Source organism: Mesorhizobium sp. P3_A8 (assembly GCF_056402995.1).
Genome location: NZ_JBFUGI010000003.1, coordinates 47,131 through 58,838 on the forward strand (window position 1 = coordinate 47,131; position 11,708 = coordinate 58,838).

Annotated in this window: 13 protein-coding genes; 10 read left to right on the forward strand and 3 right to left on the reverse strand. The window is 63.5% G+C overall.

Features of this window, described 5'->3' with window-relative positions; genetic code table 11:
* Nucleotides 1-91: 91 nt before the first annotated feature.
* The 3 genes from AC1DX4_RS08170 (at nt 92) to AC1DX4_RS08180 (ending at nt 3,609) form a co-directional block, all read left to right on the forward strand.
* On the forward strand, nt 92-1,864 hold the full coding sequence (locus AC1DX4_RS08170) for a tetratricopeptide repeat protein (protein ID WP_477219845.1): 1,773 nt from the start codon (nt 92-94) through the stop codon (nt 1,862-1,864).
* A gap of 240 nt (nt 1,865-2,104) precedes the next feature.
* Nucleotides 2,105-2,905 carry an alpha/beta fold hydrolase gene (locus AC1DX4_RS08175; protein WP_477219846.1) on the forward strand — a complete coding sequence of 267 codons (801 nt, stop codon included), beginning with the start codon at nt 2,105-2,107 and terminating at the stop codon, nt 2,903-2,905.
* Between the two features lie 95 nt (nt 2,906-3,000).
* A complete protein-coding gene (locus tag AC1DX4_RS08180) occupies nt 3,001-3,609 on the forward strand; it encodes a hypothetical protein (RefSeq protein ID WP_477219847.1) in 609 nt (202 codons plus the stop codon).
* Here the strand turns inward: AC1DX4_RS08180 and AC1DX4_RS08185 are convergent.
* Nucleotides 3,593-4,522 (reverse strand): metallophosphoesterase family protein, encoded by a 930-nt coding sequence (locus tag AC1DX4_RS08185; protein ID WP_477219848.1) that lies wholly within the window; start codon nt 4,520-4,522, stop codon nt 3,593-3,595. The genes AC1DX4_RS08180 and AC1DX4_RS08185 overlap by 17 nt on opposite strands.
* A 71-nt stretch (nt 4,523-4,593) precedes the next feature.
* On the opposite strand from AC1DX4_RS08185, the gene AC1DX4_RS08190 reads away from it, so the two are divergent.
* On the forward strand, nt 4,594-5,091 hold the full coding sequence (locus tag AC1DX4_RS08190; protein WP_477219849.1) for an NUDIX domain-containing protein: 498 nt from the start codon (nt 4,594-4,596) through the stop codon (nt 5,089-5,091).
* Nucleotides 5,092-5,157: 66 nt separating this feature from the next.
* Complete coding sequence (locus tag AC1DX4_RS08195) at nt 5,158-5,637, forward strand: ABZJ_00895 family protein (protein WP_477219850.1); 480 nt, start codon at nt 5,158-5,160, stop codon at nt 5,635-5,637.
* 13 nt (nt 5,638-5,650) lie between these two features.
* Here AC1DX4_RS08195 and AC1DX4_RS08200 read toward each other — a convergent pair whose 3' ends face one another.
* The gene (locus AC1DX4_RS08200) at nt 5,651-6,634 is read right to left on the reverse strand and encodes a glutathione S-transferase family protein (RefSeq protein WP_477219851.1); all 984 of its coding nucleotides are present in this window, start codon (nt 6,632-6,634) and stop codon (nt 5,651-5,653) included.
* 274 nt (nt 6,635-6,908) lie between these two features.
* Between AC1DX4_RS08200 and AC1DX4_RS08205 the strand changes: the two genes are divergently transcribed.
* From AC1DX4_RS08205 to AC1DX4_RS08225, 5 genes are all read left to right on the forward strand, one after another.
* On the forward strand, nt 6,909-7,433 hold the full coding sequence (locus AC1DX4_RS08205; RefSeq protein ID WP_477219852.1) for a GNAT family N-acetyltransferase: 525 nt from the start codon (nt 6,909-6,911) through the stop codon (nt 7,431-7,433).
* A 69-nt stretch (nt 7,434-7,502) separates the two neighbouring features.
* Nucleotides 7,503-8,264, forward strand: a complete 762-nt coding sequence (locus AC1DX4_RS08210) for a 3-hydroxyacyl-CoA dehydrogenase (protein ID WP_477219853.1) — start codon at nt 7,503-7,505, stop codon at nt 8,262-8,264.
* Between the two features lie 22 nt (nt 8,265-8,286).
* Nucleotides 8,287-9,066 (forward strand): HugZ family pyridoxamine 5'-phosphate oxidase, encoded by a 780-nt coding sequence (locus tag AC1DX4_RS08215; RefSeq protein WP_477219854.1) that lies wholly within the window; start codon nt 8,287-8,289, stop codon nt 9,064-9,066.
* Between the two features lie 155 nt (nt 9,067-9,221).
* Complete coding sequence (locus AC1DX4_RS08220) at nt 9,222-9,566, forward strand: ArsR/SmtB family transcription factor (RefSeq protein ID WP_477220281.1); 345 nt, start codon at nt 9,222-9,224, stop codon at nt 9,564-9,566.
* Nucleotides 9,567-9,669: 103 nt separating this feature from the next.
* A complete protein-coding gene (locus AC1DX4_RS08225; protein ID WP_477219855.1) occupies nt 9,670-10,464 on the forward strand; it encodes a TrmH family RNA methyltransferase in 795 nt (264 codons plus the stop codon).
* A gap of 43 nt (nt 10,465-10,507) precedes the next feature.
* Here AC1DX4_RS08225 and AC1DX4_RS08230 read toward each other — a convergent pair whose 3' ends face one another.
* Nucleotides 10,508-11,659 carry a coiled-coil domain-containing protein gene (locus AC1DX4_RS08230; protein ID WP_477219856.1) on the reverse strand — a complete coding sequence of 384 codons (1,152 nt, stop codon included), beginning with the start codon at nt 11,657-11,659 and terminating at the stop codon, nt 10,508-10,510.
* Nucleotides 11,660-11,708 lie beyond the last annotated feature (49 nt).

An 11,708-nucleotide genomic window follows, 5' to 3' on the forward strand; every position in this document is an offset into this window, starting at 1 on the left:
ACGCGATCGCATAATGGGTGTACACTTGTGTGGTGGTGCGAGCCCTATATGATCGCGCCTCAACCTGTGCCGACTTCGAGAGGATCGACACTTGCAGCATGCCACGCCTGCCGCCCCCGCAGTGCGCGAGACACTGGAGCGACTGCTTGCCAGCGAAACGTTCGGGCGATCCGAGCGGGCGCGCAAGCTGATCCGTTATCTTGTGGAACGCGAGCAGGCCGGCGAAGGCGACAGGCTCAAGGGCTTTTCCATCGCCATGGATGTCTTCGGCAAGGACGGCGATTTCGATCCGTCGACCGATGCCGTGGTGCGTGTGCAGGCAGGCAGGCTGCGCGAATTGCTGCAGCAGTATTTCGCCAATGAAGGCGTCGCCGAGCCCGTCCGCATCGCCATTCCACGCGGCGGCTACGTCCCGGCCTATGAGCTCAACGCGATCCGTTTGCCGGACGCAACGAAGCCCGCCGAGCCGACGCAAGCGGCGGCGGCTCCATCCGAGCACCCTGGCGCTGCCGCGGATACCCTTGCAGCCGCCGCATTGTTGGCACCGGCAGCCCCCGTACGCTCGGTGGTGCGCCATCTCGGGTTCTTCTGGATGGCGATCGCTGTCGTCATCGCCATGCTCGGTGTCCTGATCCTGCGTCAGGGCAGCGGCGCGTTGCTGGCCGGCGGCGACTTGCCGGCGACGTTCGAGACCGCCGGCCTGACCGGCAGCATCGCGCCGTCCCCCATGAGTGAGGCCCTGCCGCTTGTCTATATCGCCGTCAAGGCCAGCGGCACCGACGCCAGCCGCGTCGCCGCGTCGCTGCGCGCCGGCCTGAGCGGCTTCGACACGATCGACTTCATCGGTCGCGACACTGTCGACAAGACCGATCCGGTCGCCAGTGCAACGAGCTTTATGTTCGATGTCCTGCCTGGGCCGGGCGCCAGCGACATCACCGTCGAACTGCAGAGCGTAGCGACCGGACGGGTTCTTTTGTCACGCAACCTGACCGCCGCCGACAGCGCGCCGTCGGTAGTCGAGGACCGTATCGCCGGCATCCTCAGTTCGGCACTGCCCGCGTCCGGCACGATCTACAACTATATCGAGCAGAGCGGCATTCAGAACGGCCTGACGCAGTGCCTGCTGCTCAACGGCAAATACTATCTCGACCAGAACGCCAGAACCCACGAGGCCGCCTACCGCTGCCTGGAAACCCTGGCCGAGAACGGCGCGAAATCGTCGCTGGTTTACTCCGAACTCGCCTCGTTGCACCTGGAGGCCGTGAACGATCACTATGCCTATCCACCGGATGCGACGATCGAGAAGGCCATCACATTCGCCCATCGCGCCGTGCAGATGGGCCCGACCAGTCCCTATGCGCATCGTTCCTACGGCTACATCAATTCGCGTCTTGGCAACGCCGACGAAGCGCTGCGCTGGATGCGCAAGGCCTATGAGCTCAACCCCTATGACGTCGCCATGGCGGCCGCCTATGGCTACGGGCTGGTTTTCGCCGGCCGATATGCCGAGGGAACACCCCTTCTGGCCCATGCGGTCGATGCCTCCAGCGGCCATCCGACATGGTGGGATTTCGGGCTTTTCGCTGGCGAATTGATGCTGGGCGACGCGAACCAGGCCGCGATCGCCAGCTCTGCCCTGAGAACGACCGCAACCAAATCGCACTATCTTGCCGCCCGGTTGATCGGCGCCAGGATTTCCGGTCAGGACGGTCTGGCGCGCAAGCTGCTCGACGAACTCACCGCCAAATTTCCGAAATTCGCCGCCGATCCGCGCGCGACCTTCGTCGACCGGAAATATCCGGCCGATCTGACCGAGCGGCTGGTCGGCGCCTTGCGCGCCGCCGGGCTCGGCAACGCCAGCTGAAGTTCAACAGACCGGGATCGGTTGGACCAATCGAATTGCTGGGTGTTCGCATGCGGAGAACAAAGCGCCAATCTGGCTGATTTGCCGGCTTTTGCCGGATGAACCCGTTGAATTGCATGCTCGCGCTCGCGAATAGATCGCGAAAATTTTACTGGCTATGGCGCTGGACGAAGAGCAATTCAGCCGCATTTGGTGCCTGGTCCCACGCTTTTCTCAGTCCCGCAACAAGCCCTCAGCTTCATGATTTCATCGCCCTATGCCGCCGAACAAGGATCTGGTTCGAAGACCATCGTCCTGCTGCATGGTTTCGGCGGTTGCCATGATGTCTGGCGCGAGGTGATCTCGTCCCTGTCGTCTCCCGTGCGCACGCTGGCCTATGACCTGCCGGGCCATGGCCTGTCGTTCGGTTTCCCGGGCGCCGGTCCAGCCAAAGTGGCGGCCAGGGCGGTTCTCGCCGATCTGTCGGCGCGAAAACTGAAGCGCATTCATCTTGTCGGCCATTCAATGGGCGGCGCCGTGGCGATGTTGATGGCGTTGGCCGAGCCCGACAAAGTGGCCTCGCTGACGCTTCTGGCTCCGGGAGGGCTTGGCCCCGAGATCAATGGCCCGCTGCTGCGCCGCTACGCCAGCGCACGGGATTCCTCCGAGATTCGCGACTGCCTTATCGCCATGTCCAGCCCCCACAGCCAGCCCTCGGAACGTATCGTCGATGTGCTTTGCGAGATGCGTGGGCGGCCCGGCCAGGTGCAGAAACTCGCTGAAATCGCGGCCGCCATGACCGCTGATGATCGGCAAGGCGTTGTCCCACGTGACCGTCTCGACGGGCTTAACATGCCTGTCATGGTGGTGTGGGGTGCCGACGATGTGGTGCTGCCCTCCACCCAGGCGGATGACCTGCCGGCGCATTTTCATGTGCATCATGTGCTGGAGGCCGGCCACATGCTGGCCGAGGAAGCGCCCGATCTCGTTGCCGACATCGTTCGCCGCAACATGAACCGCCGTGCCAGGCCGCATCGTCCGAATTTGGCAGCGACTGGCTAACCTTTTCGCGTGTCCCGGACACGTCTATCTCGCCAGTGCATTTTGCCGGCGGCTGTGTTAACCCCGTGTTAACCAAACCCGCGAGGCAGACGCCGATGAAGGACGCAGGCGAAAAGATCGATCCGTCAAGAAAACTGTCCGATGCCATCCGTGATGTGAAGAACGCCTTCGCCGATCGCGACGATGTCGTCGTCGACATGCGCGAGGCGCATCGCATGCGCCTCGATCTGCTGGCCGCCGAACTTGCACCCGTCTTTGCCGATGTTCCCGCCGACATGGACAATTTCGACTTCGTCGTTTCCTCGGGGCTGCAGCCGCGCCTGTGGATCGATGCCGTCAGCCATGTCGCGATGGGGCGCGATCGCCGCACCTACCGCTTCCTCAAGGACACCCGCATCGGCCGTGTGGTGCTGGCCGAATCGACCGACATGAAGCCGGTTGCCGATTCCGTGACGCGCTATGTCGCCGAGCGCGTCGTCGAGCGGCAGAGGATGATGGAAGGCGGGGTCGAGGCCGCCGGCATGAAACGCGCCGCGGTGGCGGAAGCCGAGCCGCCGCTGCGGTCGCCGCAACGCAGCAAGGGCTGGTCGGCCTTCCTGTCAGGCCTTGGCCTGGTCGCCGCCGGCGCGCTGGTCGGCCTGGCGGTGTCGGTCGCCCTGTTCTGGGACCGCATCGTGGCGATGGGGCTCAGCCTGCGGCCGTAGCGGCGGCGGCCGGCACGCCAATCTCCAGCGTCTGCAGATCGGCAGGCGGCATCGCCGGCCCGGTCAGGCCGCGCCGCGTCAGGCGGATGCGCCAATTGCCCTTTTCGCCGTCGATGTCGAACAGATTGTACTGTGCCGCCGGATGCTTGCCGCCCGGCGCCTGGCCGGCGGCGGCGACGCCGACCACCGGAATCCGGACCGCCCTGGTACCGATGAAGAACAGCGACGGCAGATGCGAATGGCCGTGCAGGACAAGCTCGGCGCCATGGCGGCGGATGATCTTGTGAAAGCGTGAAATCCCGAACAGCCGCTTGTGCTGCGAGACCGCGCCGCGCACCGGCGGATGATGGATCATGATCGCGCGAAACAGGCCTTGCCCGCCGGTGTCGCGAAGGATCTTGCCGAGCCGCTCCGCCTGCCCTTCCATGAAGAAACCATTGGCCATGAAAGGTGCCGTGGCGCGCGCCGTCGAGACGCCGATCAGCGCGACATTGCCGCGCACGCGCAGATAGGGGAACGCGTTGCGGTCGACCGGCGTGTTGACGCCGTCGCCACTCATCCACGCCGCCCATGACCGGCAGACCTTGTCAAAGGCCCCGGGCACATAGGCGTCGTGGTTTCCCGGAACCACGGAAACGTCGTGCGGCGATCCCAGCGTCTCCAGCCAGTGTTTGGCCATCTCGATCTCGCCGTCGAGCGCCAGATTGACCAGGTCGCCGGTGACCGCGAGGTGGTCGGGATTCTGCGCCTTGATGTCGGCGGTGATGGCGTCGATGACGGCATCATGCATGTGGCGGCGGCGGTTGCGCTGCCAGTTGACGTAGCCGAGCACGCGCTTGGAGGCGAGATCGCGATAGGATACATCGGGGAGCGGCCCCAGATGGACATCGGAAATATGCGCGAGCCTGAACATGTTTCTTTCATAGGCGACGCGCGTCCTCCTTGCTACAAAAGCTTGGCTTTCCACCCACGGTTTCGCTAGCGATGACGAACGATCCTGAAACCGCTTTCCGCCAGACCGGATGGGCGGGGCTTCGGGCCAGGCTGTTTCACCTCTATTTCTTGCTGCGGCGGCCAATGACGCTCGGCGTGCGCGGCCTCGTCCATGACACCGCGACGAATTCCGTTTTCCTCATCCGCCACACCTATGTGCCTGGCTGGCAGCTTCCAGGCGGCGGCGTCGAGGTCGGCGAAACGCTGGCCGAAGCACTGGCGCGCGAACTGGCAGAGGAAGGCAACATCGCGCTGAACGCGCCGACGCTGCTGAAGTCGATGCATTTCAACCGCCGCTCCAGCCGCCGCGACCATGTCGGCTTCTATCTCATCGAGCACTTCAGCCAGACGGCGCCGAAGCAGCCGGACCACGAGATCGCCGAGGCCGGCTTCTTCCCGCTCGATCGCTTGCCAAAGGATACGACGCCAGCAACGCTGCGGCGCATCGCCGAGGTTTTTGGGGACGAACCCGCGTCGCCCTATTGGTAAGCTTGCCTTAGCTGTTTAAAAATTTTTGAGGTGTATTGATCAAGAAAATACACGGGGGGCGGTTCCATGGATGTCGAACAAGTAGAATCAGTAAGCGTTTGGCCCTATGTCGGCTTTTATAGTCTGATGATGGTCGGCTTGACCGCCGTTTTTATCGGCATAGCGATGCTGTTTCCGTCGCTACCGGACAGCTTCAGCCATGCAAGCGGCTTCGCCATTACGTTCGGGTCGACCTCTTTCGCCTCTTATAAATTCATCAAGCGGAACCTTCGGCTTTTCAATCGAGAAGAATATTGGAAGATAACGCTTTTTTCGTCTCTAGCCTCGTGCCTGCTTTCATTCGTTTTCTTAGGCCTTGCTGTTGCGGGCGGAGCCATGCCGGGAAGCGATACAATGCCTGCTCTCGTCTGGGTTTTCATCCTGTTGCTTGCCGGGCTTGTGGTTTTCGCTATCAACGCCTGGGGCTATTCCAGCCGCATGGGCAAGAATTTCCTGAAAGCGGAGCTTGCCAGACAGGCGCGCATCAACACCGAGACCTTCAGGTAAGGTCTCGGCGATTTCAGATTCCGAACCGCCCTCGATCATGCGGCGCGCCATAGTCGAGTTCCGGTCCCACCGGCACGATCCGTGTCGGATTGATCGTTTCGTGGCTGGCGTAATAATGCGCCTTGATATGATGCAGGTTCACGGTCCCGGCGACACCAGGCACCTGGTAGAGGTCGCGCAGATAGTTCGACAGGTTCGGATAGTCGGCGATGCGGCGCAGATTGCATTTGAAATGGCCGACATAGACCGGATCGAAGCGCACCAGCGTGGTGAACAGTCGCCAGTCGGCCTCGGTGATCTGGTCGCCGACGAGATAGCGCTGTTTTGACAGCCGCGCCTCCAGCGTATCCAGCGCCGCGAACAATTCGCCGAACGCCTCTTCATAGGCGCGCTGCGTGGTGGCGAAGCCGGCGCGGTAGACGCCGTTGTTGACCGCGGGATAGACCAGCGCGTTAACGCGGTCGATCTCGCTACGCAAATGCTCGGGATAGAAGTCGAGGCTTGCATCGCCCCATGCGTCGAAGGCTGAATTGAGCATCCGGATAATTTCGGAAGACTCATTGGAGACGATGGTCTGCTCTTTTTTGTCCCACAGCACCGGCACCGTCACCCGGCCGGAATAGGCGGGATCGGCCTTGGCATAGATCTGGTGCAGGAAATCGAGGCCGTAGAGCGTATCGCCCGTGGCGCCGTCATCAGCCAGGAATGTCCAGCCATTGGCGCCCATGAAATGATGCACGACCGAGACGGAGATGACGCCTTCGAGCTTCTTCAGCGCGCGAAAGATCAGCGTCCGGTGCGCCCACGGGCAAGCGAGCGAGACATAAAGGTGATAGCGCCCGGGCTCGGCCCTGAAGCCGCGCGTCCGGCCTTCGGCCGGCGCCCCGTCAACGGTGACCCAGTCGCGCCATTGCGACTGCGTCCTCATGAACCTGCCGCCATTGTCCGCCGTATCGTACCAGCGATCCTGCCACCTGCCTTCGACAAGCAATCCCATGCAAATCTCCTTGCGTCCTTTCGTGCAATGTAGGCGCAAGGCTGCCCTGTCGAAGACGTCAGGCGTTGAACAGACCGTCACTTGACGGAGACGGCGGACATATCAGGCCGATTGCAGCGGTCGAAAATTGATGCTAGCGGACACTCCGCATGTTCGACTTTGCTTTGATCCGGTTTGACCGACGACGAAAGGGCGCCCGCGCTTGATGAAGCGCTGACTGGCGAATGCTGCCGTTTGCAGCAAACCTTTCCTCCTTTACCGGATCGCAAAGACCATGAGCCTTGCCGACGTGAAATACCTGCCGGAAACCCCGGCGCACGACCTCCAGATCGAAGCCATCAATGACGAAGCCTTCGGGCCCGGCCGTTTCGTGCTGGCCGCCTACAAGATCCGCGAAGCCGGCGGCCACGAGCGCGCGCTGTCCTTTGTCGCGGTCGACGGCGACCTCGTCGTCGCCTCGGTGCGCATGACCCGCATTGCCGCCGGCGCCGGCCGCGCGCTGATGCTCGGGCCGCTCGCCGTGCGGCCGGCCTTCAAGAATCTCGGCATCGGCCGCCGGCTGGTGGCGATCGCACTGGAGGCAGCCGTCAAGGCCGGCGCGCCGGCCGTCATACTGGTCGGCGACGAGCCCTATTACGGGCCGCTCGGCTTCAAGCGCATCCCGCGCGGCCAGATCTCGATGCCGCGCCCCGTCGATCTCGACCGGCTTCTGTCGCACGAGATCACGCCGGGCGCGGTCGCCAGGCTCACGGGCGAGGTCGGTCATGCCAGCCAGGCCAGGATCGCAGAGCACGTCTAGGCAATGGCTTGACCTTCCCGTTCGATCTGGCACTGATCCTTTCCTACTTTCACAGGAAGGAATGATGCCATGAATCCGAACGGCCAGATCGCGATCGTGACCGGCGGCGGCTCCGGTCTTGGCGAAGCGACGGCGCGTGCGCTTGCCGCCAAAGGCGCCCGCGTCGCCATCTTCGATGTCGGCATCGATCGCGCCGCCAAGGTCGCGGCCGAGATCGGCGGCATTGCCGTGCAATGCGACGTCAGCAGCGCCGACAGTGGTGCCGCAGCCGTCGCCGAGACGGCGAGCAAGCTGGGCGAGCCGCGCATCCTGGTCAATTGCGCCGGCATCGCCATTGGCGTGAAGACGATCGGCAAGGATGGACCCCATCCGCTCGACCAGTACCGCAAGGTGATCGAGGTCAACCTGATCGGCACCTTCAACATGATCCGGCTGGTCGCCGACCGCGCGGCCAAGCTCGAGCCGCTGCAGGGCGGCGAGCGTGGCGTCATCGTCAACACCGCTTCCGTCGCCGCCTATGATGGCCAGATCGGCCAGGCCGCCTATTCCGCCTCCAAGGGCGGCGTCGTCGGCATGACACTGCCGGTGGCGCGCGACCTTGCCCGTTCCGGCATCCGCGTCTGCACCATCGCACCCGGCATCTTCAAGACACCGATGATGGCCGGCATGCCGCAGGATGTGCAGGATTCACTGGGCGCCGCCGTGCCCTTCCCGTCGCGCCTCGGCGAACCATCCGAATATGCCGCACTTGCCCTGCACATCGTCGAAAACCAGATGCTCAACGGCGAGACCATCCGCCTCGATGGCGCCATCCGCATGGCGCCGAAGTAATCAACTTGGCAGAGCAAGACCCTTGGACGATCGAAAGAAGGACGTGATCCGCGAAACCGACGCCGAGGCGATCCGGTTGGCGAAGACGCTTCTGCGCAGCGCCCGCTTCGGCGCCCTGGCGGTGCTGGAGCCGCAGACCGGGTCGCCGCTGGCAAGCCGGGTCGGCGTCGCCACAGACATCGACGGCGCGCCGCTGATCCTGGTCTCGATGCTGTCGGCGCACACGCCTGCCATGCTTGCCGAGCCACGCTGTTCCCTGCTGCTCGGCGAGCCCGGCAAGGGCGACCCGTTGGCGCATCCGCGCCTGACGCTGATCTGCCAGGCATCGCGGCTCGAACGTGGCTCGGAGGCGCATGCTCGCGCCGAGCGCCGCTATCTCAACCGCAATCCCAAGGCCAGCCTCTATGCCGGGCTCGGCGACTTCTCGATCTTTCGCCTCGAGCCGCAACGCGCCAGCCTCAATGGCGGCTTCGGCAAGGCCTATCTGCTCGATCGCTCCGATCTTGTCGCCGTCGGTCCCATCGTCGAAGAACTTGCGGCGAGCGAACAATCCGCCGTCGAGCACATGAACGCGGACCATCTCGACGCGATCGCCGTTTATGCGCATCATTTTGCCGGGGCATCTGGCGACGGCTGGAGCATCGCCGGTTTGGACGCCGATGGCATGGATCTGGTGTCGAGAGACAATGTTTGCCGAGTATTCTTCCCACAACCCCTGGTATCGGCGCGGGAGTTGAGACCCGCTCTGGTCGAGATGGCCAGGAGCGGCAGGGCTGCCGGGCAGGAAAATAGCCAAACTTAATTGCATTTGATCAAAAGCAACACTTGAGATTTGAAAGAAATGTTCTACCTTTCAGAGATGGCGCTGACTCGTCAGGGGCCGTTCGCAAGTGATTTTTTGGATTCAGGCCCCATTGCCCCCATGGCGCCTCGATGAACAAACAGCATGGGGCATTCATGGTCTCGACAAAGCTAATAGCAAACGCCGAATCGGCTGCCGAATTTCTGATGCTGATGGGCAACGAAAAACGGCTGTTGATCATGAGCTATCTGATCGACGGTGAAATGTCGGTCGGCGCTATCGCCGAAAAGGTGATGCTCAGCCAATCCGCCCTCTCCCAGCATCTTGCCAAGCTGCGGGCGCTTGACCTCGTGGACACCCGCCGCGACCGTCAGATGATCTACTACTCCTGCAAATCCGATGCCGTGCGCGAGCTGCTTGTCGTGCTGGATGGTATTTTCGGCAGCGGCAAGGAGGACCTGTCCCAGATGGCGCACAGATTGCGCCGCGCCGGGACTTGACCGGGCGCTCCTGCGGCCGTTTACCTCGCTAACGATTTCCGGAGCGTGGCTTGTGTGTCTTTCTCGACGCACGAACCGCGCTCTCGATTTTTGAGCGGAGGACATGGACCCAATTCGCATCGACGACCCGCGGGATCCGCGCGTCGCAGCCTATCTCGATATCCGCGAACGTGATCTCGCCGGCCGGCAAGGCCGTTTCGTCGCCGAAGGCAAGGTGGTGCTCGATCTGCTCCTGTCGTCCGGCCGCTTTGGCGCGGACTCCGTTCTGGTCCTGGAAAACCGGCTCAGCGGCCTGAACGATATCCTTCACAAGGCGCCCGCGGACCTGCCGGTCTACGTCGTCACCAGCACGGTGATGGATGCGATTGCCGGCTTCCACATGCATCGCGGCATCCTGGCCATCGGCCGTAAGGAGGCGCCGCTGGCGGCCGGGCCATTGCTGGATGCCTTGTCCGCTCAGGCCCTGGTGGTGGTGCTCGTCGGCATCGCCAACCACGACAATATGGGCTCGATCTTTCGCAATGCCGCCGCCTTCGGCGCCGATGCCGTGCTGATGGACGCCACGTGCTGCGATCCGCTGTACCGCAAGGCGATCCGCGTTTCGGTCGGCGCGGCGCTGAAAGTACCCTTCGCCTCCTTCACCGACATCTCCGGCTTTACGGCGATGCTCGCCGAACAGGGGTTTGAACAATTCGCCCTGTCGCCGCGCGGACGAATAGACATTCGCGATGCAAAGCTGGCCGGGCGCCTGGCGCTCTATCTTGGCACTGAGGGCGAAGGCCTTCCCGAAAGCCTGCTTGCGCGTCTGCAAACCGTGCGGATCACCATGTCGAAAGGCTTCGACAGCCTGAACGTCGCCGCAGCGTCAGCTATTGCCCTGCACCGATTTTCGCGCTGATGCTGTAGGTACCCCGCGCAAGGGGATAGCCCGCACCGCCGCCTCAGTTCGCGGCCGCCTTCTGCAAGGCCCGCACGCGGTCGGCAAGGCTGCGGTCGCCGCCGTCGGATCCGCTGTCCGCCGGGGCCGCCAGCGCCTTGGCGATCGGTGAATCAGGTCCCTCGAGCTTGGCCGTCAGGTGGACGACTTCAGCCGCCAACTCATTCATCTGCTCGCGCAGCGCGGCGGTGCCATTCGCCGAACCCGACGATGCCATGACGCCGAGATCCGCCTTGAGCCGCTTGTTCTCGCGCGCCAGCGCCGTCAGCCTCGCCTCCAGCCGCTCGCGATCGCTGTCGAGCTTGGCGATCGCCTGATCCAGATCATCGCGCCGCGTGGCCTCGTCATGTCTGCCCGCTTCATCCGGCTTGCCGACCAGCCGCAAGGCCGGCCCGCCGTCCTCGGCCTTAGCCTTTTCGCGCAGCCGCGCCAGCTCGTTTTCGCGGCGGTCGAGCTTGTCTTCGCGATCGGCGAGCGTTGCCAGCAGCCGTTCGACCTTCTTGTCGAGTTCGGACGCCCTTTTCTTCTCCGCCTTCAGGGCATCGCGCGCGGCCTTGCTTTCGGCCGCGATCTCCTGCTGGCGCCGATCCGCTTCCTTGCGCTGGCCGCGCAGCAGCGAGATGTCGCTGGCAAGCTTCTGCAATTCGGATTCGCGCGCCACGAGCTCGATCTGCCGGCTGGAGGAGGAAAAACTGGCATCGTCGTACATGTGCTCCAGCTTTTCGAGCTCGAGCGCCCGCTTCTCCAGCTTGCGCTCGGTTTCCTTGAGCCGCTCCGAAAGCTGATGCAGTTCCTCTTCGCGCTGCCGCAGCGCCTCGCTCTTGGCGCCGAGTTCGGCGAGCGCGTGGTTCTTGTCCGTGCGCTCGACCGCCAGCCCTTTCAACGCCTCGCGGCCGCGATTGATCTCGACGAGTTGTTCGGCCGCCTTCTCGCGCAACGCCTTGACGTTCATTTCGAGGCGGCGCGTCGCCATGGCGTACTCGGCCCGGATGCGGTCCTTGTCGGCCTGGATCTCGGACTGCGTCAGCGGAATAGAGGCCTCGATGCGCCTGCGGGTCAAGGCGACGGCACGCCGCCAGACGGCCGGAGCCACCATCAGCGCCAGAAAGCCGGCGCACAGAAAGCCGAGAGCAAAGAACAGGACCGACTGAACCAAAGGACAACCCGCTATCGGCGGCAACCACTTGGATTGAACCGCATCATAC

Coding starts and splice junctions, on each gene's coding strand:
- AC1DX4_RS08185 (WP_477219848.1), bottom strand. CDS start 4,522: ATGTTCAGGCTCGCGCATATTTCCGATGTCCATCTGGGGCCGCTCCCC.
- AC1DX4_RS08180 (WP_477219847.1), top strand. CDS start 3,001: ATGAAGGACGCAGGCGAAAAGATCGATCCGTCAAGAAAACTGTCCGAT.
- AC1DX4_RS08175 (WP_477219846.1), top strand. CDS start 2,105: ATGATTTCATCGCCCTATGCCGCCGAACAAGGATCTGGTTCGAAGACC.
- AC1DX4_RS08225 (WP_477219855.1), top strand. CDS start 9,670: ATGGACCCAATTCGCATCGACGACCCGCGGGATCCGCGCGTCGCAGCC.
- AC1DX4_RS08200 (WP_477219851.1), bottom strand. CDS start 6,634: ATGGGATTGCTTGTCGAAGGCAGGTGGCAGGATCGCTGGTACGATACG.
- AC1DX4_RS08205 (WP_477219852.1), top strand. CDS start 6,909: ATGAGCCTTGCCGACGTGAAATACCTGCCGGAAACCCCGGCGCACGAC.
- AC1DX4_RS08220 (WP_477220281.1), top strand. CDS start 9,222: ATGGTCTCGACAAAGCTAATAGCAAACGCCGAATCGGCTGCCGAATTT.
- AC1DX4_RS08195 (WP_477219850.1), top strand. CDS start 5,158: ATGGATGTCGAACAAGTAGAATCAGTAAGCGTTTGGCCCTATGTCGGC.
- AC1DX4_RS08190 (WP_477219849.1), top strand. CDS start 4,594: ATGACGAACGATCCTGAAACCGCTTTCCGCCAGACCGGATGGGCGGGG.
- AC1DX4_RS08210 (WP_477219853.1), top strand. CDS start 7,503: ATGAATCCGAACGGCCAGATCGCGATCGTGACCGGCGGCGGCTCCGGT.